Origin of the sequence: Pelagibacterium xiamenense (genome assembly GCF_021166475.1) — a bacterium.
Taxonomy (GTDB): Bacteria; Pseudomonadota; Alphaproteobacteria; order Rhizobiales; family Devosiaceae; genus Pelagibacterium; species Pelagibacterium xiamenense.
Window position 1 is genome coordinate 1,573,368 of sequence record NZ_JAJOYS010000001.1, and the last position, 25,531, is coordinate 1,598,898.

Here is a 25,531-nt window from a genome sequence, read left to right on the forward strand (position 1 = left end):
AAAATACGTGCCCCTGGAGTAAGCCGTGACAGCGCCATCGGACAACCCCGATCATCACCCCGACGCCGGCGTCGCCCTGACCATGGGCGCGGTCGTCAGCGTTCTCCTCCTTGCGGCGCTCGGCCAGACGATCATTACCGCAGCGCTGCCGATCATCGTGGGCGATCTCGGCGGGCTCGAGCACATTTCCTGGGCCATCACCGCCTATCTCCTCGCCGCCACCGTCGCCTCGCCGGTCTATGGCAAGCTCGGCGACATGTTCGGCCGCAAGATCGTCCTGCAGGCGGGCATTCTCGTCTTCCTCGCCGGATCGCTTATCGCGGCCTTCTCCTTCAACATGACGATGCTCGTCATCGCCCGTTTCGTTCAGGGGCTGGGCGGCGGAGGCCTCATCGTCACCGCCATGGCCGCCGTGGCCGATGTCCTGCCGCCGCGCCAGCGGGGCAGGGCGCAGGGCGTCCTCGGCGCGGCGTTTGGCCTGTCGACTGTCATCGGCCCGCTCCTTGGCGGCCTTATCGTCGATCATCTCTCCTGGCCGTGGCTGTTTGCCGTCAATCTGCCGGTCGGGCTCGTCGCGCTCGCCGTCATCGCCTTTGCGTTCAAGGGCAAGCCCGAGCGCGTCGCGCGCAAGATCGATTATCTCGGCGCCACCAGCCTCGCGGCCTTCCTCGCCGCCCTCGTGATGGTCACGAGCCTGGGCGGCACGGTCGTGCCCTGGCTTTCGCCCGTCTCGATCGGGCTCGCCGCCGTCGCCATTCTTGCGCTTGCGACGTTCATTGTCGCCGAGAGCCGCGCCGCCGAGCCGATCCTGCCGCTCTCGCTTTTCCGCAACAACGCTTTTCTCGTCTCCAACGCGGTCGGCTTTGCCGTCGGCACGGCCATGTTCGGTGCCATCACCTTCGTCCCGCTCTTTTTGCAGATCGTCAAAGGCTTCTCGCCCACCCAGGCGGGCATGGGGCTCCTGCCCATGATGCTGGGGCTGATCGGCGCCTCGACCGCTGCCGGCCAGATCATGGCGCGCACCGGGCGCTACAAGCACCTGCCCATCGCTTCGACGGCGCTCCTCGCCATCGGTGCCTTGCTGATGTCGACCATTACCGCGCAGACGCCATACCCGCTCGTCATGGCCTATCTCGCCACCATCGGCTGCGGCATCGGCCCCGTGATGAGCGTCGGCGTCACCGCCATCCAGAACGCCGTCCCGCGCGCCGTCATGGGGGTCGCCACCGCCAGCGCCAATATGTTCCGCCAGACCGGCGGTTCGGTCGGCACGGCGGTGCTCGGCGCCGTCTTCGCCCACCACCTCGCCCTTGAGGTCGGCGAAACCGGCACGCGCGGCCTGAGCGCCGAGGTCATCGCCCGCATGCCGCCCGAGACGGCGCAACGCGTCATGGACGGCTACGCCGCTGCCCTCCACCCGGTTTTCTGGATCGCCGCCGCCGCTGCCCTCTTCGCTTTCGCAATCGGCTGGCTGCTGGTTGAAGTGCCCCTCGAGGACACGTTCGAGCCCCGCAACGAACCCTCGGCTGCGGAGTAAAAGGGCACCCGAGCGTTAGCCTCGGCCCTAAAAACGCGTCCGGAATGTCAGCCCGATATCGTGGCTGTTGTAGTCGTAATAGATGTTATCCGACCAGCTCCGCGTATACTGATAATAGACCGACGGCATCACCGGCCCGATCGCAAACTCGCGGTGGCTCAGGTCGATCCTGCCCGTTAAGAACGTGTCCGTCTGGTCGGCCCCCTGCGAGAGCGGCGGTGGGCGGTTGTGAAAGCGGCGCCCGATCGTGCCCTCGAGACCCACAAGCAGCCCGTCCCACAAAAGCGTGTCGAGCCGCCCGCGCGCGCTCACCTCGAGCGTGTGCAGTGTCGCATCGTCGGTATGGTCGAACTCCGCGTCGAGCGCCGTCGTGAGCATGACGGTCTCGGTCAGGACCGTGGTGAGCGCCACGGACCCGTCGATCGAATACCCGTTCCGGCGCGGGTCCTCCGGCCGCTCGAGCGCGGCGAAAGTGAGCTCCAGCGCCAGCCGCTGTTGCTCGGAAAGCGACAGCGACGCCCGGTTGCGCAGCCCGATTTCGGTGAGCGTGTGCACATTGTCGGAAAGCCCGAACCGTACATAGGGGGAGGTCGCATAGGTCGTACCTGCGTCGCGCCGGAATGTGAGCGGCAGTTCGGCCGTGAAATAGGGATCGAATTCCTTGTCGACCGTCGAATACCGGACATCGGTCCGCAGCACGCCCGAAAGATAAAGGTCGTCCGTGCCCCAAAGCCGCTGCGCGACCGCCGCCCCGGCCTGGAAGATCACCCCGGCCTGACCCCGCGCTTCCTCCGGAATGATCCAGGGCAGTCCGGGGATCAGTTCGTTCTGCGACGTCTGCCGGTTGGCGTTCGAGGACGGCACGACGTTGAAATATCCGCTCACCGTCGGCTGGAACCGCGCCTCTTCGTTCTGCAGAAGCTGATCGACCACATCGCGTTCCGGCCCCGGCGGAATGACCCCCGAAAGCGCCCGCAGCCGGTCGGCGGCGACATCGCTGCGCCCCAATTGGCTGTAGCACCGGTAGGCGATCATATAGGCGGGCGCGAAAAACGGAATCGCGGCGATCACCGCGTCCGCAAGCGTTGCCGCCTCGACGCATCGCCCCGCTTCCTCATAGCGGGCCGCGGCCACATAGGCGGCGAGAATGTCGCCCCGTCCGGCCTCGGCATCGATCTGCCGCGCCATCGCGTCCGCCCGCGTCCAGTCGTCCGTCGCCATCGCCGCGACGACATCAGCGAGCGCTGGAGTCTGGGCACGCACGGAACCTGTCGCGGCAACGAGTGCGATAGCGGTGGCAAGCACGGCGAAGATGCCCTTGAACGCCATCGATCCCCCTTTTTACACCATTTTGGGGGCGGCACAGGCCGCCCCCTGAAACGCAACTATCGCTGATGCCCGTAAAGAACGCCATAAGTCGGCTGACTGCCGGCGGCGGCCTCGTCGCCCACGATAATGCCGGCCATTTCCTCGGCGTTGGGGCCGTAGAAATTGCCCGTGACGTTGTTGTTGCTGTCCTTGTCGAACACGCCTTCGTTCAGATCGAAGGTGCTGTCGAATGTGCTGCCGGAGATCGAGCCATAGCCGTTGCCGGCATAAACGGCGTCTTCGTTTCTGATGGTGAAGGCGATCGTCCGGGCATCGAAATTTGCATTCGCCTGGTAAATGCCCACGTCGTTATCGCCTCCGCCGATATGTGCGATCTCCCACGCGCCCTCATAGACCGCGCTCTGGTTGGGCAGGCCGCTGGTGGGCGTCTGGACGCCCCCATGCATGATGTAAATATTGGTGCGGCTTTGATCGAGCATGCCGGCCACCGCCATATACTCCCCTGCAATGACCTCGGCGCCGTCGGCACCGCTCTCGAACTGGTAGACGTCATAGCGGACCTGGTTCACCCAGTGCGGATTGGTGACCGATGTCTGCCAGGTCCCCTGCATGTCGTAGACCCGCCCGTCGATGGCTACCCGCAGGTCGTCGCCATTGCGGTCCATGGTGACAGTTCCGGTAGTGGTCGCAAGCGAATTCTGATTCGCTCGAACTGCGTAGGCGGACATCCCGCTCTCGAGCGCATCGTAAATATCCCGGTCGGATCCGCCGCCGCCGCCTCCGCCACCACCGCCGGTGAACGAGCAACCGCCAAGCAAAAGCGCGGCGAGAACGGGTAAAGCGAGAGTATGCGGATGTGTCATGGAAGCCCTCCAACACATTTGCCCCCGCGAGCTCATGAAAGACGCGCTTTGCACGTCCGGTCAAGCCCGGTTTTGGGTGCTTGGGTTTGATCGTCGCGAGGCAGGAACGCGGGCGCGCCATATTGGCTCCCCAAAATCATGCCGCACTATTTTTTTTGTCCGAACAGAAGACCCGCGGAGGCTTCTCCTCCCCCGGTCCCCGCGATCAGGCCCGCCATTTCTTCGGCGGACGGTCCGTAGAAATTTCCCTCCACGGTATTGTTGCTGGTATTTGGTCCGCTAGTCAAATTGTACGAGCTCGAAAACGTGTTGCCGTCGAGTGTACCCGAGCCGCTCCCGAGCGCTGCCGCGCCGTCCGCGTCGCTGATTGCGAATACGATCGTGCCCGCGTCGAAATCGGCCGTCGCGTCGAAGACGCCTTCGGCGGTGCCGAGCGCGCCGGAGACCCCGCTGATCGTCCAGAACCCCTCATATTGCGCGCGGGTCTCGGGCAATCCGGCTGCGGGCGTATTGAATCCGCCCTGCGCGATAAGCGTATTGCCCGCCGCGCTCGCCACTGCGGTCACCACGTAGGTCCCGATGATCACCTCCGCGCCGCCCGATGGCCCGGCAAAGCCGAAAACGGTAAAGTCCCCGGCATCCTCCCATCCGGCGACGGAGAACGGCGCCCCGGCGCGCTCCAGCGCCATCGTATAGTTCGCATCCCCCGCCGCGACGGTCATCGTCGCGCCGTCCTCGGCGATCCTGAGGCTGGCCAGTGTCCGGTCGGCGTCGGTTCCGTCGCTCGAAAGGGCAGGGACCGTAATCCCCTCCGCGAGCGCCGTGGTAAGGTTGGGTGAGCCGGTTCCGGTGCACGCGGCAAGTCCCGCCGCAAGGGGGAGGGCGCCGAGGGGCATCAATCGCCTCGTGATGGCCGCCATTCGCAGCCGCCTGACGCCGGCCGGCCCATCAACTGCGCCCGAACGAACCGTCATTTCTGATGTCCGAAAATAAAGCCGAATGTCGGTCCGGTGCCGTTCCCGGCGACAAGTCCAGCCATTTCTTCGGCATTGGGGCCGTAGAAGTTGCCATCCACGTTGTTGACGCTGGTGTTGATGCCGCTTGTCACGTTGAACGAACTGGCAAAGGTGCTTCCGCTCACAGTGCCGGCGCCAAGACCGATCTGCGTATCGCTGTCGTCGTGGATAGCAAACGCGATCGTCCCGGCGTCGAAGTCGACGCTGGCGTCGAAAACGCCGTCGACGTCCAGCCCTCCGGTGTCGTAGACCTCCCAATAGCCCTCATAGGCCGCCGTCTGCGCGGGCAGCCCGTCTGCCGGTGTCTCAAGTCCCGCTTGTACGAGGTATTCGGTGCCTGTCGCGGCGATATTGGCGCCCCCCACGGCCATATACCGCCCGACATAGAGACCGCCGGCATTGGTGCCATCGTCGAACTGATATTCGGTATAGTTGGCGGGGTACTCCCAAAGGGGCGAACTCACCAGTTCCGGGTCACCGTCTGGTCTCAGGGTATAGTCTGTGCCGCCGACGCTGAGCGTGAACGACCCGCCGTCCTGGTCCATCTGGACTCGCGCCGTCGTACGCCCGACAGCCGCGCCGTCGTAATAGACCGCATCGCTTTCGAGGCCATCCGCAAGCGAGGACGAGACGCTATCTGGAAAAGGCTCTGCAACCGTACCGTTCGTCATGCGGGTGCATCCGCTTGCACCAGCCGCCACGAGCAGAACCGGCACGATAAAACGCAGTCGGATCATCGGGATACTCCCCTTTGTGCTCCCATTGCGGGACCATAGGAAACCCCGGGACGCTGCGGCAAACGGCTACTGGTCGGGCTGGTTACCCTTTTCATAAAATGGGTCTGGCCATTGCCATTGGGATAATCGTCCTTTTGGCAATTAATACCGCTATCACAAAGGGTTAAGGAAGAACCCGGAATCGTGCCGTCAGGCATTTGAATCAATATTTGAGCGAGTTGAATCAATTTCCGAGGCAACTTGGTTCGCTGGTGCTGCGCACCCGCGGGGAAGCGGCGCTTGAAATTGCGCCGCCACCCGATGATGCTCCCGGCATCAACGCTGCCCGCATTGGGCCGACTTGCCGGCGCTGCGGGCCGAACCTGGAGGCACTATTGCTGGTGCCCGAAGAGATAGCCGAACGTTTGTCCGGTCCCGCCGGTCCCCTGAATGAGCCCAGCCATTTCGTCCGCATTCGGGCCGTAGAAATTGCCATTCACATTGTTGGTGCTCACGACACCGCCGCCCGTGAGGTTGAACGAACTGGAAAACGTACTGCCGGAAATCGTACCCGCGCCGGCGCCCAGTGAGGTGCCAAAATCGTCTTCGATGGCAAAAGTCATGGTGCCGTCATCGAAGTTGGCGCTGGCCTCGTAAATACCGGCCTCGCTGAGCGCGGCAATTTCCGAAACGAGCCACGCGCCTTCATAATTCACCGTCATGTTCGGCAGACCGTCGGAGGGCGTTTCATTACCGCCCTGGGTCAGATAATAGTCACCCCCCGCATCGACCATGGCGCCGATGAAAAGATGCTCGCCCAAAAGGAATGCGCCGTCTTCGGTTCCTGAACTGAGGGGATAGCGGGTGTAATTGACCGGTTTGGACCAGCCTGGCTCGGTCACAACGTCACTCGCCGCGTTGGCCACCAGGACATAGCTTGAGCCATCGACAGTGATGGTAGCCGCGCCGCCACCTTCATCCATTTGCCACGAGCCGGTGCCCGAAGTAATCACGGCCGCGTTGCTGTGAAGCGTGGTGATATTGTCGAAACCCGCCGCCAGCGTTGCGTCGACATCATCCGGAAAGGGGTCCGGAGTTGGCCCCGTCGATGCACAGCCGCCTACACATAACGCTGCCAGTGCTGGCAGAAAGGTATAATTCAAGCGTCCCACAATACCCTCCTGAATAGGGATACCGGCGGCAGTTAAGCGGAAAAGTATACGGTCAGTCAATATTGTTAATTGTTGTTAATCTTTGCGTACAATGCGAGTCAAAATCAGACAAGGACTCATGATAAGGTTATATAATCACTTTTGGTGACTTAATATGATTATCGATATGAAATCGAAGGAGAATTGTTATTGCTGGACGCAGCGTTGCGCTCGGTGGCGTGGCTTTTGATTGTTCGCCGGTGCCGGGACCGCGGGGTCCGCATCGCGCTCGGTCCAGCGCTTGCTGCCCGCTGACACACGGCCCGCTTCAGCCTACAATGGCCGCCAAATCAGGGAACGACCTCGCCATATGAACAAGCCTTTCGCGCCCCGCACCGCTCGCTCCGTCTGCCCGCACGACTGCCCCTCGACCTGCGCGCTCGATATCGAGATCGTCGACGCCAACACCATCGGCCGCGTGCGTGGTGCCAAGGACGACCCCTATACGGCAGGCGTCATCTGCGAAAAGGTCGCCCGCTATGCCGAGCGCGTCCATCACCCCGGCCGGCTCCTCCATCCCATGCGCCGCACTGGAAAGAAGGGGGCAGGGCAGTTCGAGCGCATCTCCTGGGACGAGGCGCTCGACGAAATCGCCCGCCGCTTCCTTAAGATCGAGGCCGAGTACGGCCCCGAAGCCATCTGGCCTTATTACTACGCCGGCACCATGGGCCACGTGCACCGCGACGGCCTCAACCGCTTGCGCCGCGCCAAGGGCTATTCCGAGCAATACGACACCATCTGCACCATGATCTCCTGGACCGGCTACATCGCCGGGACCGGCATGCTCACCGGGCCGAACCCCGAGCAGATGGCCGAAGCCGACGTCGTCGTCATCTGGGGCACCAATCCGGTCAACACCCAGATCAACGTCATGACCCACGCCATCCGCGCCCGCCGCGAGCGCGGCGCGAAGATCGTGGTTGTCGACATCTACAGGACCGCCACCATGGAGCAGGCCGACATACCGCTCCTTATTCGCCCCGGTTCTGATGGCGCGCTCGCGCTTGCGGTCATGCACGTCCTCCTGCGCGACAATCTCGCCGATACCGCGTTCCTTGAAACCCACACCGATTTCGATGCGGGCTTTGCCACCCACCTGGGCACCCGGACCCCCGAATGGGCCGCAGGGATAACCGGTCTCGCTGTTGAAGATATCGAAGCCTTCGCCCGCCTCGTGGGCGAAAACCCCAGGACATATTTCCGCCTCGGCTATGGGTTCTCGCGCCAGCGCAACGGCGCCACCAACATGCACGCCGCGCTCTCCATCCCCGCGATGACCGGCGCATGGCAGCATCGCGGCGGCGGCGCCTTTCATTCCAATTCCGGCGCATGGGGTTTGGACAAGTCGTCCATCGTCGGGTCATCGTGGAAAAACCCGGAGGTCCGCGCGCTCGACTTTTCCCGTATCGGCCCCATCCTCACCGGCGACGCCAAAGCCCTCAAGAACGGCCCTCCGGTCAAGGCGCTTCTGATCCAGAACACCAACCCGATGGTCGTGACTCCCGATCACAGCCTCACCCGGCAAGGCTTTGAGCGCGAAGATCTTTTCACCGTCGTCCACGAGCAGTTCATGACCGAGACCGCGCAGATGGCCGATATCGTCCTGCCCGCCACGACCTTTGTCGAGCACAACGATTATTATACCCGCGGCGGCCACACCCGCGTTCTTTTCGGCCCCAAACTCATCGACGCGCCCGGCGAGGCGCGGCCCAACAATTTTGTCATCGAGGCCATCGCCGAACGCGTCGGTGCACCCGAGGCCGTGACCGGGAAAACAGACCGCGACCTCGTCGCCGAGACCTTCAGGAAATCGGACTATGGCGAGCTCGACGAAATCGCCAAAACCGGCTTCGTAGATCGCGCGCTCCCCGATGAAAAAGCTCGCTTTGCCAATGGCTTCGGCTGGCCGGACGGCAAATTCCGCTTCAAGCCCGACTGGGAAGAAACGCGCATCAAACGCGGCACCGAATGGGTCTGCGACCCGGCCGAAATGCCCCGCTACGCCGACTATATCGACTGGAACGAGCCCACGACGGAGCAAACCCCGTTCCGCCTCACCACCAGCCCCGCGCGGACCTTCCTCAATTCCACCTTCGGCGAAACCCCCGGCAGCCAGAAGCGCGAGGGCGCGCCGTCGCTTCTCATGCACCCGCAAGACGCTGAAAACCTTGGCCTTTCCGAGGGCAGCTACGTCACCGTCGGCAACCACCGCGGGGCTGTCGATCTCACCCTGCGCCTCTTTGACGGGCTCCGCCCCGGCGTCGTCGTCGCCGAGGGCCTCCACCCCCACAAGGCCCACAGAAAGGGCAGGGGAATCAACACACTGATCGGCTCGGACCCCGTCCGCCCCTTCGGCGGCGCGGCCTTCCACGACGCCGCGGTCTGGATAAAGGCAGCCGACGCGTGACCAGCACGACCGACCTGACCGGCGGCCCGCGGCGCCCCCGCCTCGCGGTCATCGACATCGCCCGCGGCCTCGCGATCCTCGCCATGGTCGTCTACCATTTCGCCTGGGATCTGGCCTATCTCCAGTTCATCGCGCTCGATCTGCGCGCCGAAATCGGCTGGGTGATCTTCCAGAAACTCATCGTCGGCAGCTTCATATTCCTGACCGGCGTTTCGCTCGTTCTCGCCCACGGCGACGCCATCCGCTGGCGCGCCTTCTGGCGCCGTTTCGCCCTCGTCCTGGGCGCCGCGATGCTTGTCACCATCGGCACTTTGTTCTTTTCCCCCAATGCCTTCGTCTATTTCGGCGTCCTCCACGCCATAGCCCTGTTCTCCCTCGCCGGCCTCGCCTTCCTGCGCGCACCGCTCTGGCTCGTCATCGCCCTGGGCGCCGCAATCCTCGCCACCGCGACATTCGTCCAGCACCCGCTTTTCGGCGAAAAGATCTGGTCCTGGATCGGCCTATGGGACGAACCGCCCCCCGCCGAGGACCTCGTGCCCATCTTCCCCTGGTTCGGCGTTGCGCTCTTCGGCATCGCCTTCGCCCGCTGGGCCCGCACCTCGGGCCTCTTCGACCGCCTCGCCGCCATCCCTGCGAGCGCCACGCCCGCGCGCGGCCTCGCCAAAGCTGGCCGCTGGAGCCTGCCGATCTACCTGATCCACCAGCCCATCCTCCTCGCCATCCTGATGGGCATCGCCGCGCTCACCAACCCCGGCGCCGCCATGCAGAGCCGGCTCTTCACCCAAAGCTGCGAGCAAAGCTGCCGGCAATCGGCCGGCGACGCGGCCTTCTGCACCGCCTATTGCGGCTGCGCGCTCACCGAGATCGAGGACAACGCCCTCTGGCCGCTCGTCAACAATCCCGCCCGCACCCCCGACGAGGACCTGCGCCTCACCGAGATGGTCAACCAATGCACCGCCGACGTGATCGAGGGACGCCTCGCTCCGGGCAACTAACCGTACGTCGTCCAGAAGAAATAAGCCGTCAGCCCGACCCCGTAGACGATCACGAACCCCCGGATCACCTTCGCCGGCACAAGGTGCGAGAAATACGCCGCCGCGAACCCGCCGACGACCGCCCCCGCCAGCGCCACCGACCCCTCGACCCACGCGATCGACCCCGTCGCCGCGAACCGCGCCACCGCCGTCACCGAGACGAGCGCCGAGATGAAGAGCTTGAGCCCGTTCATCGCGTGCACGTCCTCGAACCCGGCCAGCGCCAGATACGCCAGGAGGATGATCCCCAGCCCGGCATTGAAGAACCCGCCGTAAAACGAGATCGCCAGCAGGACCAGCGCCAGCCCCAGCGCCCCGGCCCGCGCCGCATGCCTCGCCCCGCTCGACCACCCCCGGACCCACCGGTTGATCCGCTGCCCGAAGACGTAAACCGTCACTGCAAATGCCATAAGCCACGGAATGATCGCGGAAAATTGCGCGTCGGAGGTCCGCATCAGCGTCTCCGCGCCCAGATACCCGCCGATAAGCCCGATCACCGCATAGGCGATGAGCTTGTCCCGATAGGGCGCGATATGCTTCCAGTACCCGACCGTCCCGCTCATATAGCCGGGCAGGCAGGCATAGGTGTTGGACGCATTGGCGAGCACGGGCGGCACGCCGGCGAACAGCAGCGCCGGAAACATCACGAACGACCCGCCCCCGGCCAGCGAGTTGATGGCGCCGCCGAGCACTCCGGCGGCAAAAAGCAGAATAAACGTCACGACTTGACCCCACTCTCAGTCAGGCGAGCTATACGCGGCATGGGCGCGATGTCCAGTTCCGCGTTCGGCCAGGATTGGGGAACCAGTGCGCTCCGCATGCCAGCCATGCGTTGACAAACCCCGCCCTCGCGCCTATTTCCCGCCTCGGTTGAAGCGCCGGCCGCCTGCGGGGTATTGCCCTATGGTGAACGCTTCCACGCCGCGAAATCCCGCCGCGTGCCCCATTTCATCGTCCTTCTCGTCCGGCGGTGCATGGCAATGCAGGCTCCCAGGCAGCAAATTCCCGCCGTGGAGAACTGACGATGCGCAAACCGGCATCCTCACTGACCACGACCGACCTCAAGACCGAAGCGCGCCAATACCGCGTCGACCAGGCCCAGGCCGGCCACCCCGTTACCCATTCCCAGGCGCTCGAGATGGTCGCGCGCTTTCACGGCTTCCGCGATTGGAACACCGCCTCTGGCGTGCTCCCGATCACGCGCGGCCCCGCCTTCGCGGTCGGCCAGCGGGTGAGGGGGCATTACCTCAAACAGGCGTTCAAGGGCACGATCATCGGTGTGAGTGCCCTCGGTTCGGGCGAAATGCACCGGCTCACCATCCAGTTCGACGATCCCGTCGACGTGGTGACCTTCGATAGCTTTTCCGCCTTCCGCCAGCGGGTGACGACCACCGTCAACCGCGACGGCGTCTCCCCGGGCCGCACGAGCGACGGCGAACCGCATATGCGTCTGGCGTCGCTTTCCTAGAACATTAGACGCCGGTGCCGCCCCCAAGGCACCGGCGTTTTTCGTTCCGGCCCTTGCATTCATCGGCAAATACCGATGAAATGGTGCCGTGCGTCCGGCCGGGCGCGACTCGATTTCCGTCAAAGTACAGGAGCGGTCGATCTCTCATGACCACCCAGACCAAGCCGATTGAGCTTTACTATTTCCCCACCCCCAACGGCCACAAGATCACGATCATCCTCGAAGAGCTCGCGCTGCCCTATAACCTGCACCCGATCCATATCGGCAAGGGCGACCAGTTCAAGCCTGAATTCCTCGAAATCTCCCCCAACAACAAGATCCCCGCGATCGTCGACCCCGAGGGCCCCGGCGGCGATCCGATCTCGGTCTTCGAATCCGGCGCCATCCTCAAATATCTCGCCGAAAAGTTCGGCAAGTTCTATCCCGCCGACCCGCGCGCGCGCGTCAAGGTCGACGAATGGCTCTTCTGGCAGATGGGCGGCTTCGGCCCCATGCTCGGCCAGAATCATCACTTCAAGCAGTACGCCCCGGAAAAGATTCAGTACGCCATCGACCGCTACGTCAACGAAACGCACCGCCTCTATGGCGTGCTCAACAAGCAGCTCGAAGGCCAGGATTTCATCGCCGGCGAATATTCCATCGCCGATATGGCCACGCTGAGCTGGTCGCTGGGTTGGGAAAAGCAGGGCATGGACCTTGCCGAATTCCCCAACATTGCCGCCTGGCATGAGCGCCTCAAGGCCCGCCCCGCCGTCGCCCGTGGCCTCGCCGTCAAGCTCCCCGAGGAGCAGAAGATGAACCTCGCCGAGGACAAGGACGCCCAGAAGGTCCTCTTCGGCCAGCGATAGAGCCTGGCAGCGCCGCACGCGCCAACCGGCGCTGCGGCGCACCGCGGGCCCTGTCGTCAAACCGTCGCAAACCCGCGCTAGCGCTCGGGGCAAAACGACGGGCGGGCAATGGCTGGCATCGCACTCAACCGCATCACCAAGCGCTTCGACCGCAAGGCCGTGGTGTCCGGTGTCGACCTTACGATCGACGACGGCGAATTCCTCGCGCTTCTTGGCCCCTCCGGCTGCGGCAAGACCACGCTCCTGCGCATGATCGCCGGCCTTGAGCGCCCCACAAGCGGCGAAATCCGCATTGGCGCCGACTGCGTCGCGTCGGACACTGTCTTCGTTCCACCCGAGCGCCGCAACCTGGGCATGGTTTTCCAGTCCTACGCGCTCTGGCCGCACATGACGGTCTTCGGCAACGTCGCATTCGCGCTCCGCGTGGCCGGTATGCGGGGCAGGGCGCTCGAAACCCGCGTGACCGAGGCGCTCGCCGCGGTGGGCCTTGCCGATTTCGCGGCCCGCAAGCCCGAGCACCTTTCCGGTGGCCAGCGTCAGCGCACGGCGCTCGCCCGCTGCCTTGCCATGCGGCCGCGCCTCATCCTTCTGGACGAGCCGCTGGCCAATCTCGACGCCAATCTGCGCGGCACCATGCAAAAGGAATTCCGGCGTCTGCACCGCGAATCCGGCACGACCTTCGTTTTCGTCACCCACGATCAGAACGAAGCCATGGCGCTCGCCGACCGCGTCGCGGTCATGCACGACGGACGGCTGATGCAGCTTGGCACCCCGCAGGAGGTTTACGCGCGCCCCGCCAGCGCCACTGTCGCTAGGTTCGTCGGCAAGGGGGCGCTGCTGCCGGTCAGGGTCACCGAAACGCTGGGGCAGGGGCGCCTGCGCGCGCTCCTGTCCGAACGGGCCATCGACGTCTCGGGCCCCGAGGGTCCTGGCGAGCGCACTTTGTGCCTGCGCGCGGGCGATATCGACCTGACGGCCTCCGATCCCGCCTTCGGTGCGACCGTAACCTCGGTCGAATACCGCGGCGGCGCCTTCACCCTCGAACTCGCTCCCGACCACCTGAATGGCACCCGCCTCGAAGCGGTTTCCCCCGTCCCCCACACCGAAGGCGACCGCATCGCTTTCGGCATTAAAGGCGGCTGGGTTCTGCCGGATTAGGGGCGTGAGCGGCTCCCGCCAATCAACCCCTGCACTGTCACCGCACTGTTACCGACGCTCAATACGACTGCGCGCGTCATCGGTAACACACACCTCCGAAAGGCCATTGCCATGCATCGCCATTTCCTCCCTGCCACGCTTCTCCTCGCTGGCCTCGCCGCGCCCGTCTTCGCGCAGGACGGCACCATCACCGTCTACACGTCCCAGCCGACCGAGCAGATGGAAGCCGTCGTCGCGGCGTTCAACGAAGACTATCCGGACATCACCGTCGAGGTCTTCCGTTCGGGCACGACTGAAGTCATGACCCGCCTGCAGTCGGAAATCGCCGCCGGCGACGTCCAGGCCGACGTCGTGCTGATCGCCGACGCCGTCGCGATGACGCAGCTCAAGAATCAGGGCCAGCTCCACACCTATGCGGACGCCCCGGTCGAAAACCTGCCCGCAAGCGTCGTCGACCCCGACATGACCTTCTTCGGCACCAAGCTCATCACCACCGGCATCGTCTACAACACCGACCTTGTCGAAGACGCCCCGGCCTCCTGGAGCGACCTGACCACCCCCGAAGTGGCCTCCGGCCTTATCATGCCGAGCCCGCTTTATTCTGGCGCCGCCGTCATCCACGTCGGTACCATGGTCCAGCAGCCCGAATTCGGCTGGGACTACTACGAAATGCTCGCCGATAACGGTGCCATCGCCGGTCAGGGCAATGGCAGCGTGATCGAAGCGGTCGCGCGCGGTGAAAAGCCCTATGGCATCATCATCGAATACATGGCCTTGAACGCCAAGGCCGACGGCTCTCCGGTCGAATTCGTGTTCCCCGCCGAAGGCGTCTCGTCGATCACCCAGCCGGTCGCGATTATCGAAGGCACCGACAATCTCGAAGCCGCCCAGGCTTTCGTCGATTGGCAGCTGTCCGAGGCCGCTCAGGAACAGTCGGTCGCCCAGGGCTATTTCCCCATCTATAACGGCGTCGAACCCCCGGCGGGCTACCCGCAGGTCTCCTCGCTCTCGATCCTCGCCGCCGATCCCGCCGCGATGCTCGAAGCCGATGAAGACAACAAGCGCGCCTTCGCCGACCTCTTCGGCGGCTAACGGCCGCAATGGCCGCAGCCGCAAGATACCAACGCATCCTGTCCGGCGAGAACCTGGTTCTCGCCGGCCTTTCTCTTTATGTCCTCGTCATCGTTGTCCTGCCCCTCGCGCGCCTTCTTCTCGAAGGCCTCGCGCCGGGCGAGGAGGGGCAACTTCTCGGCCTCGCGCGCGACACCTGGGGTGGCCGCTCGGTCGGTCGCGCCCTCACCAACACCATCGTCATTTCCACGTTGAGCACGGCGGTATCTGTGGCCGTCGGCGTCGCCCTCGCGCTCTGCGTGCGCCTCACCGACATGTGGGGCCGCAAGGCGATCGTCTTCCTCGCCATGCTCCCGATGCTGATCCCGCCGCAGATTTCCGCGCTGGCCTGGATCGAACTCCTCGGCCCTTCGAGCGTCATCCTCCAGTTCGCCGGTCTCGCGCCGCCACCCGGCACCACCAACCCGCTCTATTCGATGGGCGGCATCGTCTGGGTCATGGGGCTCGAGCACGCCCCGCTGGTCTTCCTCGCGGTCACCGCCGCCGCGAGCGGGCTGTCCAACGATCTCGTCGAGGCCGCCCGCATTGGCGGGGCCGGCGCCTGGCGTATCGTCCGCTCCGTTATTCTCCCGCTGCTCGCGCCGTCGGTCGTTGCCGGCGCCGCGCTCGCCTACGTCTCGGCCATCGGCAATTTCGGCGTTCCCGCGCTTTTGGGCATCCCGGGCCGCGTTACGGTCCTGACGACCCTCATCTACCAGCGCCTCAACGGTTTCGGCCCCTCGGTCCTTGGTGAAGTTGCCGCCATCGCCTATCTCCTCATCGGCCTGGCCGTGCTCGGCATCCTCGTCCGCATCGTCTTTGAAACCCGAAGCCGCACCGCGCAGGCTCGCGTCGGCCCGCCCATACGGAGCTTTTCGCTGGGCCGCTACCGCGTCGCCGCGAGCGCGCTGGTCTGGTTCGCGACGCTCTTTCTGTCGATCCTTCCGCTCGTCGCCCTCGCGTCGCGCGCCCTCGTTCCAGCGCTCGGCGTCAAGCTGAGCCTCGAAACGATCTCATTGGAGAATTTCGCTTTCGTGCTGTTCGAAAGCGCCGCCATTCGCCGTGCCTTCGCCAACAGCTTCGCGCTTGCGAGCGCTGCCGCCATCCTCCCCGCGCTCGCTGCGATTCCCTTGGCCTATTTTTCCACCGTTTGCCGCGCCCCCCTCGCGCGCCTGCTCGACGCCGCGGCGGACGCTCCGTATGCGGTGCCCGGAACCGTCCTCGCCATCGGGATCATCCTCGTCTTCCTGCCGCCCCTGCCGTTCCTCGGCTTCTCGCTTTACGGTACGATCTGGATTCTCCTCATCGCCTATCTCGCGCGCTTCCTGCTGCTTGCGCTAAGGCCCGTCGGCGCCGCTTTCTCGACGCTCGAAACCGGCCTCGACGAAGCCGCCGCCATTGCCGGCGCCCGACCCATGCGCCGGCTTGCCGCCATCGGCACGCCACTGGTTGCCCCGGCCGCGGTCGCCGGCGCCATGCTCATCTTCATGACCGCTTTCAACGAACTGACCCTCTCGGCGCTCCTCTGGTCCACCGGAAACGAAACCCTCGGGGTCATGGTCTTTTTCCTGCAGTACGAGGGCAATTCCCCAGCCGCCGCGGCGCTCGCCACCGTCGTCGTCGCGGTCACGCTCGCCCTGGCCCTTCTCTGTGACATATTCGGCCGCCGCTATGCCCCCGCGGCCGTCCCCTGGCACATTGCGGCATCGGTCCCCGACTTATCCCCGCGCCGGTCAGGCGTCGAATAATCTTGAAAACGGTTTCAAGCTTGCGCTAGGCTGCTCGCAACGCGTTTTCGGCCCGTTTTCGGGCGCCACGATTGTGTCATTGTCGTCAGCGTCGCCCGCTACGATGACAGCGTACCGCGAGGAGGGTCAGTGTCGTGATCACGATCAAGGATGTGGCCCGCACCGCCGGTGTCTCGATCGCCACGGTCTCGCGCGTGATCAACGACTACCCCCACGTCCGCCCCGAAGTCCGGACCCGCGTGCAGGCCGCGGTCGCCAGGCTGGGCTATGCGCCAAACAAGCTCGCCGCGAGCTTCCGCACCCAGCGTTCCCGGGTTGCCGGGGTTTTCCTGCGCCAGCAGCGCACGCCGTTTTCGAGCGCATTGGCCTACGCCATCGAGTCCGCGATGTTCGACGCCGGCTACCGCGCGCTGCTGTGCTCGACCAATGGCGACCCCGACCGTGAGGAAGCCTATGTCGAATCGATGATCGAGTTGCGCGCCGAGGGCGTCGTCATTCGCCCCACAGGCGCGCCCACCCGCACCGCCCGCCACGTCAAGCGCCTCAAGGAGGCTGGAATTGCTGTGGTTTTCGCCGATATGAAGCCCAGGTTACCCGGGATCAGCGCCGTCATCTGCGACAATGTTTCGGGCGGCTACGAGGGCCTGCGCCACCTCATCGGGCTGGGTCACCGGACCATCGGCGTCATTGCCGGCCGCCAGGCCCAGGCCGAGGGCGTCAACCCCGGCAATGTCGGCTCCGAGCGCGTGCGCGGCATGCTCCAGGCTGCGGGGGATCTTGCCTCCGGCGTCGAACTCGTCTTTTCCGGACCGTTCGAGGAAGCCAGTGTTGATGTCGGCGCGCGCGAAACCGCCGCGATCCTTGACGCCCGGCCGGACGTCACCGCCATTTTCGGTACCACCGACATCCTCGCCATCGGCGCCATGCAGGCCGCGCACCAGCGCGCCATCCGCGTTCCGGGCGACCTGTCGATCCTCGGCTATGACGGCATCATGGAATCCGGCATCACCTTCCCGACGCTCTCCACCGTCCGCCAGCCCATCCACGAAATGGGCACGCTCGCCGCCCGCACGCTCCTGAGCCTCATGCGCGACCCGAACGCTCCGGCCCAGCAGGTCGTCCTCGAAAACGCAATTCTCACCCGTCAATCGTCGGGCCCCGCACCTGTGCGATAATGGAACCGAGTCGCGCGCTACGATGAAAAAAGTCGACTTCGCGGAAAATCCAAGCGTGGAAAATAGAGGTGAGAAAGGCGTATGAATGGACGAAAATTGAAATCGTTTTCAAAAATCTGTAACAGAACGGCAAACCCGGCGGCCTATTAAGATCACCCGCCACGACGACGATGAGACCGATCCATGCCCTATGACCCCCGTGCCGCCGTCAAGGCGCTCCCGACGCAGGCCGACATCGACCTTGCACGTCGCCTCGCGCCGGTCATCCGCTTTGCAGCGAACGAGCCCTTTCTGCCCGGCAAGGTCGGCATCACGGTCCTTGATTCTCCAGGCGTTTCGCCCACCGCACCGCGCGAGATCGCCTTCGAGCCCGGCGTCTCAAGGGTCATCGAATACGCCATCTGGTGGGACTGGGACATCCAGCACCTTTATGAACTCGAACACGTCTGGCTCAAGCTCGACGAGAACGACGCCCTCGTCGGCGTCGACGCCAGCGCCCACGGCAGGCTCTTTCCCATGCGCCGCCCCGATGGGTCGCTGCCTATCGAAGAGGGCAGGGTGACCCTCTATTCCGAGCCTGGCAAGCACGCCTTCCACGCCGCGCCCGAGCCCATCCGGGAGCGCGAGGCCCAGCTCACCGCATCCTGTACGTCCATGACCAGCGCCGGCCGCGTCCTCGTAAATCACATGTTCGAGGACGTGTTCGATATCGCGCCGGAAGATCACCGCGCCGTCCGCCGCCACCTGCAGAGCCGCGCCTTCGTTCCGTCCTACGATTTCACGCAGGCCTTCGATCTCGCGGGCAGCGACTTTGTCTCCTGGCCCGACCTCCACGCCTACATCGCGGTCCGCGTGCCGCAGGTTCTCGCGCAGGTGAAAGCCGATCAGCCGCTTATCAGGGCCGTCCTGCTCGACAGCGGCGACACGATGGTCGACGAGGCCACCGAGGTGCGCGACGGGGACGATCATGTCATTGAGGCGAACCTCATCCCCGGTGCGAAAGAAATGATCGAAACTCTTGTAAAAGAAGGCTACCGTATCGCGCTTGTTGCCGACGGCCGGGTCAAGAGCTTCGCCAACGTCCTGGGCGGACACGGCATATCCGGGCACTTCGAAGCCGAGATCATTTCCGAAGCGCAGGGCGTCGAAAAGCCCGCCGCAAAGATGTTCGAGGCAGCACTCGAAGCCCTGGGGCTGACCCGGGACGATGCTCAGCAAGTGGTGATGGTCGGCAACCATCTGGGGCGCGACGTCAAGGGTGCCAACGCCATGGGTATGACCTCGATCTGGCTCGACTGGGCGCCGCGCCGCCACAAGGTGCCGGTCGATCCGACCGAGCACCCCGACTACACGATCACGAACCCGAGCCAGCTCCCCGTGGTCCTCGCCGAAATCGAGTGCGCGATGGGGCGCGTATCGCAAAACCCGCACATTGCCATCGCCCGGCGCGCCGCCGAATAGGCGGCTCAGCCGCCGGTTGGCGTGAGCACGAACCGGAACACGAAATCGCCCTCGCACCACATCGAGAAATTGGTGCCCCATTTGTTGTTGAAGACCGCAAACCGGCCGCCCTTGGCCATGTCCGGAAGGTCGCGGGCGAATATGAGGAAGGGCTGACCGCCGGGCACAAACAGCGGCGCGTCGAGCGTCTCGAGCGCGAACCCGCCCCCGGAACTCCGGGCCGTAATCCGGTCCACGGCATGAAGCTGCCGATTGCCGTTGGCGATGACCGAGAGCGGATCGATCTCGAACCCGAGCTTACCCAACCGCCAGCTCTCGGGATCGGCCTTGGCGGCAAAGGTGATGAACCCCGCCTCGGGCATCCTGTTGGCGGGCTTGTCCAAAAGCGCAACACTCACCGAAAGCGCGTCGCCCTCGACCGTGTAGGTCGTCTGGATCGTCGCGGGCGCACCAAGCGTGTCGACGGCGTGCGGGTCGCCATCGGCGATGACCGTAATGGCGCCGTCTGTCGTGGCGATCCGCGCATGGGAGGCTGAAAACCGCCGGGAAACGGCCGTTACGGCATTCTCCAGACCCGGTTTGCCGTGATCCTGAATGCCCCAGCGATAGCGCGCCGTAAGGTAGCTGTCCTTATAGGCGTCCATATCCCCGGCGTCGTAGCTCTCATAGGTGAAACCGAAGAGCCCCGGGCCACCGTCCAAGGCGGTCGCCACGGCTTTCCCGTCACGAGCAGCGCGCCGCAACGCGCCGGTGTCCGGATCGAACTGCAACGTCCACCCGCCTATCGCGTAATCGTGCTGCGCAGTGATCGGCCCGCCGCCCGTAATTCGTTCGATTTGAGGAGGCGTCTCGACTGCACTTCGGTCCTCATCGCCCAGACACGCCAGCGCTTCGTCAACGATGGCATCCTGCTCAGCCCAGGCGCCCTCTGTAATCGCAAAGCGTGGATCGGCCGTCCGCGCCGCCTCGAAGTCAGTCCGGTCCCAGGCCGTCTCGTCGCGCAGATACACCTTGATATCGACGCCCCACGTATGCTCTGCGACCTCCAGAAGCTTGCGCCCGAACGCGCGCCGCTCTGGCGTCGGCGCGTCCTTCGCAAAGCCGTCGAACGCCCGCCGCGCCGCCAGAAAACGGCTCATCCGCCTGGGTGCCGAGCCGGCGCCGTGGATCCAGCTATCGGCGATCTCCTCGGTGACGACAGGAAAGCCTTCTTTGTGCGGAGCGAGCGCAGCGGCAAACGCGTCAAGCGTCGAGGCCTTGATCTCAAAGCCCGGATTGGCTTCGCCAAGCTGATAGAAACTGTCGACGACATGGCCCACGTTTTGCGGCCCCATATTGTCCATGGTGTGGGCAAACGCGATTCCGTCGTCCATGCCCTGGGGCACGAAGGTCGTGCCGTATTCGCTCTGATACATGACCGTTATCTCTTCGCCGCTGGGCGCCCGCCAACGGAAGACCGGCGGCACCGCCGGCGGCGTCGAGGCCGAATTGACGCCGATATGAAGGAAATCTATCCCCGCCTGCGCCAGCAGCGGTATCATCCCCAGTGTATGCCCGGGCACATCCGTCATCTTGGCGGCCCGGGTTTTGACGCCGAACCGGGCATCGAGCTCTCTTGAGATCGAAAGGCCTTCGGCAAGAAGAGCGGGGGACATGAGTTCAGTGTGTGTGGTGAAGGGTAGCCCGTGCCATCGAATGATACCGTTTTCAATGGCGCGCTCCAGGCGCTTCACCTTTTCGGGCGGCTGGGTTTCGAGGTGATCCCAGATGAGCCACGAACCGGTCGTCCAGATGAATTGCGGAGCGCCCGCGTTTTCCCTGAGAAAATGCTCGCCCGTATCGAGCGCCATGGGGATGAAGTAATCGTGGTACTGCGCGCGCACAGCGCTCGCGTAGCCCGTGAAGCCCAGATCGAGATGGGTCTTGAAGATGAGATGGAGGGTAGGGGACATAAACGACTCTCTGGAAAACGATATTGCCTAGACGCTCGAGCGCACAATGAGGCTGGCGGTAACGGTTTCGACCCGCGCGGGAGCGCTCGGATCCGCCATCCGGGCCTTGACCAGGCGCATCAGCGCCGCAACCCGCGCTTCGACCGAAACGCCCACGGTTGTGAGGTCGTAGGCGCGCCACGACGCTTCACGGATATTGTCGAAGCCGACGACCCCGTACTGTTCGGGCACCGCGAGCCCCAGATCGTGACGCAAAGCGTCCAGCGCGCCGAAAGCCGAGATATCGTTGGCCGCGAAAAAGGCATCTGCGGCCCCGCCATTGCGGACGTAGTGCAGCACGCGCTGCCGCGACGTCTCATAGTCGAACTCGCCCTCGATCCGCGCCTCGAGCTCCATTCCGTGCTCGACGAGAGCGGCCTGCAGGGCTGCAAACCGGTCGTGGTCGGAATTGGCGTTTTCGGTACGGCTGGGAAGTCCGGTATCCGCGCCCGCGACATAGGCGACGCGCCGTTTGCCGGTTCCCTTGAGGAGCTTGACGGCGCTGCGGATGCCTGCGTGCTGGTTGACGTGCAATCGGTCAACGAGCTGTCCCGGCTGCGTTTTTGGCGGTTCGGCGCCGAAATGAGGGTAGATCGCGGGCGAATTGCCGAACATCGGGACAAGATCTTCCGGGCCGATCAGATCGAGAAACGCAATGACGGCAGCGGGTTTGTAGGCCCGCACCTGCAAAAAGGCCGCCTCGGCCAGATCTTCTGCCGCGACGTGAAAGAGCAGCGTCGCCATGCCCTGGCGCTGGAGCGCCGTGATCAGGGCGTCGACCTCCTGCGATTCCCACGCCCGCGCGATCGACGGAACCAGAACGGCGACGAGATTGGACCGTCCGGTGACCATCGAGCGCGCGGCCATATCCGGGTGATATCCGAGCCGCTGCGCGACCTTGAGAATATGTTCGCGTTTGTCGGCCTTGACCGAGGCATTCGGGTTGAATGCCCGCGATACCATGATGCGCGACACCCCCGCCGCGCGCGCGACGTCCTGCGCGGTCGCCTCGGCGCGCGGATCGGTTTCAGAGGGCGGCGTCCGGCCCAAGAGGTTGGAATTCAAGCTGAACTCTCATGAACACGTGATCAACAGGTAAGACTTTACGTCGAAAGCGGATACATCCGCAACATACCAGTTTTGTGACAAAATGGCGACAAGCCTTGTGCCTTGCCACGAGAGCGCACGATGGCTAATAATGATAGCGTGGTCATTTAACTGTCATCTGCCACCAATAATTTGCGCCAATGCAATGCCCGGCCGCCTTCAAACGGCGCGAACCGGGAGGCGAGTTCACAAGGGAGAGCACCCACAATGAAATCCGTTATTTCCGCCACCACCCTGGCCCTTCTCGGCACAACGCTTCTTACAACGGCCGCCGCCGCGCAGGACCTGCGCATCCTGACCGCCGTAACCGGCGGCAAGGACGCCGCCGAACACGAGCTGTTCGTCGCCGAGCTGGAAGAGCACCTCGGCCTTGAGATCGAAATGATCAAGCCTGAAGCCGACTACAATCAGGTGATGTTCACGTCGCTCGCGTCCGGCGAGCGCTTCGACCTCATTTATGGCGATAGTTCCATGATCCCCACGCTGGTCGAGCAGGGCGCCATTATCGAAGTGAGCGACATCATCGAAAATTCGCCCGTCCTCTCCGATACCTCGGTGATTCCGGCGGGTGAATGGGATCTCTTCGACGTCGACGGCGCCATCTATGGCGTGCCCAATAAGTTCGAAGGCGGCACCATGCCGACGATCCGCCAGGACTGGCTCGAGGAGTCGGGTATGGAAGATCCCGACAGCCTCGAAGACTGGCGTGCCTTCTTCGAATGGGCCCACGAGAACAAGGACGGTGCCTACGGGCTTTCGACCGCCGGACTCTACGATATTCAGGGCTTCATGTCCGCTGCCGGCGTCAAGGCCGGCTACGTCGTCGACGAAAGCGGTAACCGCACCATTCCCTACGCCACCGAAGCCGCGGCCCCCGTCTATGACTGGTTCGGCGAACTCTATCGTGACGGCCTTCTCGATCCCAATTTCGCAACCAACGGTTCGGGCGAGTTCCGCAACCTGTTCATGAGCGATCGCGCCGCTGCCGTCACCTATTGGGACGCCTGGGTGGGGCTCTTCAACAACATCATGGCAACCGAAAACCCCGACACCGAATTCGAAGCACGCGGCGTGGCGGGCGTTCCGGGCCCCGATGGAGATATCATCCTGCGCCGCGGCAACGCCTCGCTCTGGTTCATTCCGGCCAATGCCGAAAACGTCGAGAACGCGGTCAAATTCCTCGAGTTCTGGCACTCCGAACCCGGTTACGTGATGGGCACGCTTGGCGTTGAGGGTCACGACTACACCATGGAGGGCGACGAATACGTCCTCACCGAGATCGGACAGGCCCATAGCTGCGATCACGGGGCCCCCCGCGTCGCTTCAACGACCTGGGAGAACCCTTGCGGCGTTCTGCCCGGCGTTGCCGAGGCCGAGGAGGTCATCATGGAACATGCCACGGTAGAGTATCTGCCGGCTGACTGGACCGATGCCCAGCCGATCGTTCAGAACTACGCCTATCAGGCCATGAGCGGTGAAATCACCGGCGCGGAAGCCGTGGCCGCCATGCAGGAAGAGCTGCGCTCGGCTGGACTGATCGACTGACATGACGGCGACCGAACATCAGCCTCCGCGCCTCGGCGCGGAGGTCGTTTCCAAGGGCGGTGCACGCCGGTTTATTGCCGGCGCGCGCCGCCTCTGGCCGTACTACGTGATGGTCGCGCCGGCCCTTCTGTGGCTCGCCGTCTTTCTGGTCTGGCCCATGATGCAGGGCTTTCTGATCTCGTTTCAGAAGTTCGGCCTGATGGGCTCACAGGGCTTTATCGGACTTGAAAACTACCAGAAGGCCTTTTCCGACCGCACGGTGATCCAGGCCTTCATCAATACAGTTTCGATCACCGCCGGCATCACCATTGCCGGGACGTTCCTGCCGATCATCCCCGCCATAGCGCTCGCCGAAATCACCCCCCGGCCAATGCGGCAGGGGCTGCAATCGGTGATCTACGCGCCGCATCTGCTCGGCTGGGTGATCATCATCGGTATCTGGATGAACGTGATGTCGCCCATCGGCCTCGTCAATTCGATCCTGCAGGGGCTCGGGCTCATCGACAACCCGATCCCGTTCTTCTCGCATCCGGCGTGGGGACAACCGCTGGTGATCGGGCTCACGACCTGGAAGGATCTGGGCTTCCACGCGCTCATCTATTACGCGGCCCTTATGACGATCAACACCGAGTTGATCGAAGCCGCCGCAATAGACGGCGCCAACGGGCTTCAACGCATCCGCGACGTGGTGATCCCGCACATCACGCCGGCGATCCGAGTGGTGTTCCTCATTACGCTGCTCGGTGCGTCGCACACCTTCGATTCCGCCTTCCTGATGCTCAACGGCCGAACCGCCGAAACCGTGCGGACCTTGGCGATCTTCACCTATGAGCGCGGCATCCTGCGCTTCGATCTCGGAATAGCGAGCGCGGCGGGGGTGATCCTCCTTGTATTTTCGATCCTGCTGGGAACCATAGCCCAGTTCCTGCCCGGCTTCCGGCCTAAGAAGGAGGCGTAGCGATGCTTCAAAGCCGCGGCATTCGCATTGCCTCCTGGGTCATCCTCATTGCGCTCAGTCTCACCATGATCGTGCCGCTGATCAACGTGGTGGCGACCTCGTTCACCTCCAAGGCGGGGAGCTTGCAGCCCGGCGTGATCCTCTGGCCCGAACCGTTCAGCGTCGAGGGCTACTTTACGCTCATGAACCGCATGCGCATCTGGCTGCCCTTCATGAATACGATGTACGTCACCATCGTAGGCACCGCGCTGCACGTCGTGCTCTGTGCTGTGGCTGGCTACGCGCTGAGCAACGAGAACCTGCCCGGCCGCAACTGGATCGTAGCTGCCATCCTCTTCACACTCGCCATTCCGACCCAGACCATCCTCGTGCCACTCTTCATCGTCTTCCGCGATTTCGGCCTGCTCAATACGCTGCTCTCGCTGATCCTCGTGGACCTCGTGACCGCATTCTCCATCGTGCTGATGAAGACCTATTTCGAGCAGGTGCCCAAGGAGATTATCGAGTCCGCGACAATGGACGGAGCAGGGCACCTCCGGCTCTTCTGGAACTTCTACATGCCGCTCGCGCTACCGGGGGTGATCACCATCACGGTGTTCCACATGGTGACCAAGTACAACCTCTTCATCCACCCGCTTCTCTTCATCTCTGACCCCGACAAGACGACGCTGCAGATCGCGCTGCAATCGGTTGTGGGCGGGGAGGGCTCGACCTTTACGAGCGACTTCATCGCGCCCAATGTGATGATGGCCGGCATCGTCGCCGCGCTCATTCCGCTCCTGATCTTCTTCGCCTTTTTCCAGCGTTACCTGATTTCCGGCGTGACAGCGGGTGGCGTGAAGGGTTGAT

21 protein-coding genes are annotated in these 25,531 nt (G+C 63.9%); 13 read left to right on the forward strand and 8 right to left on the reverse strand.

The window, feature by feature from the left end; translation table 11 throughout:
- Positions 1-25: 25 nt before the first annotated feature.
- Entirely contained in the window at positions 26-1,537 is a 1,512-nt protein-coding gene (locus LSG43_RS07685; RefSeq protein WP_231802657.1) for an MDR family MFS transporter, read from the forward strand.
- A gap of 27 nt (positions 1,538-1,564) precedes the next feature.
- Here the strand turns inward: LSG43_RS07685 and LSG43_RS07690 are convergent, their stop codons facing one another.
- The 5 genes from LSG43_RS07690 to LSG43_RS07710 form a co-directional block, all read right to left on the reverse strand.
- On the reverse strand, positions 1,565-2,866 hold the full coding sequence (locus LSG43_RS07690) for a surface lipoprotein assembly modifier (RefSeq protein WP_231802659.1): 1,302 nt from the start codon (positions 2,864-2,866) through the stop codon (positions 1,565-1,567).
- 56 nt (positions 2,867-2,922) lie between these two features.
- On the reverse strand, positions 2,923-3,729 hold the full coding sequence (locus LSG43_RS07695; protein WP_231802661.1) for a transferrin-binding protein-like solute binding protein: 807 nt from the start codon (positions 3,727-3,729) through the stop codon (positions 2,923-2,925).
- A gap of 146 nt (positions 3,730-3,875) precedes the next feature.
- Positions 3,876-4,649, reverse strand: a complete 774-nt coding sequence (locus LSG43_RS07700; protein ID WP_231802664.1) for a transferrin-binding protein-like solute binding protein — start codon at positions 4,647-4,649, stop codon at positions 3,876-3,878.
- 50 nt (positions 4,650-4,699) lie between these two features.
- Positions 4,700-5,482, reverse strand: a complete 783-nt coding sequence (locus LSG43_RS07705) for a transferrin-binding protein-like solute binding protein (RefSeq protein WP_231802666.1) — start codon at positions 5,480-5,482, stop codon at positions 4,700-4,702.
- A 371-nt stretch (positions 5,483-5,853) separates the two neighbouring features.
- Positions 5,854-6,693, reverse strand: a complete 840-nt coding sequence (locus LSG43_RS07710; RefSeq protein WP_231802668.1) for a transferrin-binding protein-like solute binding protein — start codon at positions 6,691-6,693, stop codon at positions 5,854-5,856.
- Positions 6,694-6,982: 289 nt separating this feature from the next.
- Here LSG43_RS07710 and LSG43_RS07715 point away from each other — a divergent pair, with 289 nt between their 5' ends.
- Both LSG43_RS07715 and LSG43_RS07720 read left to right on the forward strand, forming a co-directional pair.
- Positions 6,983-9,079 carry a molybdopterin-containing oxidoreductase family protein gene (locus LSG43_RS07715; protein WP_231802669.1) on the forward strand — a complete coding sequence of 699 codons (2,097 nt, stop codon included), beginning with the start codon at positions 6,983-6,985 and terminating at the stop codon, positions 9,077-9,079.
- A complete protein-coding gene (locus LSG43_RS07720; RefSeq protein ID WP_231802670.1) occupies positions 9,076-10,074 on the forward strand; it encodes an acetyltransferase domain-containing protein in 999 nt (332 codons plus the stop codon). The genes LSG43_RS07715 and LSG43_RS07720 overlap by 4 nt, the downstream gene beginning before the upstream one ends.
- Here LSG43_RS07720 and LSG43_RS07725 read toward each other — a convergent pair.
- Entirely contained in the window at positions 10,071-10,835 is a 765-nt protein-coding gene (locus tag LSG43_RS07725) for a sulfite exporter TauE/SafE family protein (RefSeq protein WP_231802671.1), read from the reverse strand. The two genes, LSG43_RS07720 and LSG43_RS07725, sit on opposite strands and share 4 nt — an antisense overlap.
- 323 nt (positions 10,836-11,158) lie before the next feature.
- Here LSG43_RS07725 and LSG43_RS07730 point away from each other — a divergent pair, with 323 nt between their 5' ends.
- The 7 genes from LSG43_RS07730 to LSG43_RS07760 all read left to right on the forward strand — a co-directional run bounded on the left by LSG43_RS07730 (position 11,159) and on the right by LSG43_RS07760 (position 19,081).
- Positions 11,159-11,581 carry a glyoxalase superfamily protein gene (locus LSG43_RS07730; protein ID WP_439652016.1) on the forward strand — a complete coding sequence of 141 codons (423 nt, stop codon included), beginning with the start codon at positions 11,159-11,161 and terminating at the stop codon, positions 11,579-11,581.
- Between the two features lie 146 nt (positions 11,582-11,727).
- On the forward strand, positions 11,728-12,429 hold the full coding sequence (locus LSG43_RS07735) for a glutathione S-transferase N-terminal domain-containing protein (protein WP_231802673.1): 702 nt from the start codon (positions 11,728-11,730) through the stop codon (positions 12,427-12,429).
- 108 nt (positions 12,430-12,537) lie between these two features.
- On the forward strand, positions 12,538-13,587 hold the full coding sequence (locus tag LSG43_RS07740; RefSeq protein ID WP_231802674.1) for an ABC transporter ATP-binding protein: 1,050 nt from the start codon (positions 12,538-12,540) through the stop codon (positions 13,585-13,587).
- A 111-nt stretch (positions 13,588-13,698) separates the two neighbouring features.
- A complete protein-coding gene (locus LSG43_RS07745; RefSeq protein WP_231802676.1) occupies positions 13,699-14,679 on the forward strand; it encodes an ABC transporter substrate-binding protein in 981 nt (326 codons plus the stop codon).
- A gap of 8 nt (positions 14,680-14,687) precedes the next feature.
- Positions 14,688-16,445: an ABC transporter permease gene (locus LSG43_RS07750; RefSeq protein WP_231802678.1), complete on the forward strand. Its 1,758-nt coding sequence runs from the start codon at positions 14,688-14,690 to the stop codon at positions 16,443-16,445.
- Between the two features lie 134 nt (positions 16,446-16,579).
- Positions 16,580-17,620 (forward strand): LacI family DNA-binding transcriptional regulator, encoded by a 1,041-nt coding sequence (locus LSG43_RS07755; RefSeq protein WP_231802680.1) that lies wholly within the window; start codon positions 16,580-16,582, stop codon positions 17,618-17,620.
- A gap of 183 nt (positions 17,621-17,803) precedes the next feature.
- Complete coding sequence (locus tag LSG43_RS07760; protein WP_231802682.1) at positions 17,804-19,081, forward strand: HAD family hydrolase; 1,278 nt, start codon at positions 17,804-17,806, stop codon at positions 19,079-19,081.
- 5 nt (positions 19,082-19,086) lie between these two features.
- Here the strand turns inward: LSG43_RS07760 and LSG43_RS07765 are convergent, their stop codons facing one another.
- Complete coding sequence (locus LSG43_RS07765; RefSeq protein ID WP_231802684.1) at positions 19,087-21,033, reverse strand: DUF5054 domain-containing protein; 1,947 nt, start codon at positions 21,031-21,033, stop codon at positions 19,087-19,089.
- A gap of 27 nt (positions 21,034-21,060) precedes the next feature.
- A complete protein-coding gene (locus LSG43_RS07770) occupies positions 21,061-22,137 on the reverse strand; it encodes a LacI family DNA-binding transcriptional regulator (protein WP_231802686.1) in 1,077 nt (358 codons plus the stop codon).
- A gap of 249 nt (positions 22,138-22,386) precedes the next feature.
- Here LSG43_RS07770 and LSG43_RS07775 point away from each other — a divergent pair, with 249 nt between their 5' ends.
- Genes LSG43_RS07775 through LSG43_RS07785 form a run of 3 tightly spaced genes read left to right on the forward strand, consistent with a single transcriptional unit; the run spans position 22,387 to position 25,530 of the window.
- Positions 22,387-23,724 (forward strand): extracellular solute-binding protein, encoded by a 1,338-nt coding sequence (locus LSG43_RS07775; RefSeq protein ID WP_231802688.1) that lies wholly within the window; start codon positions 22,387-22,389, stop codon positions 23,722-23,724.
- Position 23,725: 1 nt separating this feature from the next.
- Positions 23,726-24,682, forward strand: a complete 957-nt coding sequence (locus LSG43_RS07780) for an ABC transporter permease family protein (protein ID WP_231802690.1) — start codon at positions 23,726-23,728, stop codon at positions 24,680-24,682.
- Positions 24,683-24,684: 2 nt separating this feature from the next.
- Positions 24,685-25,530 (forward strand): carbohydrate ABC transporter permease, encoded by an 846-nt coding sequence (locus LSG43_RS07785; RefSeq protein ID WP_231802692.1) that lies wholly within the window; start codon positions 24,685-24,687, stop codon positions 25,528-25,530.
- Position 25,531: the final 1 nt, after the last annotated feature.

Coding starts and splice junctions, on each gene's coding strand:
- LSG43_RS07690 (WP_231802659.1), bottom strand. CDS start 2,866: ATGGCGTTCAAGGGCATCTTCGCCGTGCTTGCCACCGCTATCGCACTC.
- LSG43_RS07765 (WP_231802684.1), bottom strand. CDS start 21,033: ATGTCCCCTACCCTCCATCTCATCTTCAAGACCCATCTCGATCTGGGC.
- LSG43_RS07740 (WP_231802674.1), top strand. CDS start 12,538: ATGGCTGGCATCGCACTCAACCGCATCACCAAGCGCTTCGACCGCAAG.
- LSG43_RS07695 (WP_231802661.1), bottom strand. CDS start 3,729: ATGACACATCCGCATACTCTCGCTTTACCCGTTCTCGCCGCGCTTTTG.
- LSG43_RS07745 (WP_231802676.1), top strand. CDS start 13,699: ATGCATCGCCATTTCCTCCCTGCCACGCTTCTCCTCGCTGGCCTCGCC.
- LSG43_RS07705 (WP_231802666.1), bottom strand. CDS start 5,482: ATGATCCGACTGCGTTTTATCGTGCCGGTTCTGCTCGTGGCGGCTGGT.
- LSG43_RS07775 (WP_231802688.1), top strand. CDS start 22,387: ATGAAATCCGTTATTTCCGCCACCACCCTGGCCCTTCTCGGCACAACG.
- LSG43_RS07715 (WP_231802669.1), top strand. CDS start 6,983: ATGAACAAGCCTTTCGCGCCCCGCACCGCTCGCTCCGTCTGCCCGCAC.
- LSG43_RS07785 (WP_231802692.1), top strand. CDS start 24,685: ATGCTTCAAAGCCGCGGCATTCGCATTGCCTCCTGGGTCATCCTCATT.
- LSG43_RS07760 (WP_231802682.1), top strand. CDS start 17,804: ATGCCCTATGACCCCCGTGCCGCCGTCAAGGCGCTCCCGACGCAGGCC.
- LSG43_RS07700 (WP_231802664.1), bottom strand. CDS start 4,649: ATGGCGGCCATCACGAGGCGATTGATGCCCCTCGGCGCCCTCCCCCTT.
- LSG43_RS07750 (WP_231802678.1), top strand. CDS start 14,688: ATGGCCGCAGCCGCAAGATACCAACGCATCCTGTCCGGCGAGAACCTG.
- LSG43_RS07780 (WP_231802690.1), top strand. CDS start 23,726: ATGACGGCGACCGAACATCAGCCTCCGCGCCTCGGCGCGGAGGTCGTT.
- LSG43_RS07735 (WP_231802673.1), top strand. CDS start 11,728: ATGACCACCCAGACCAAGCCGATTGAGCTTTACTATTTCCCCACCCCC.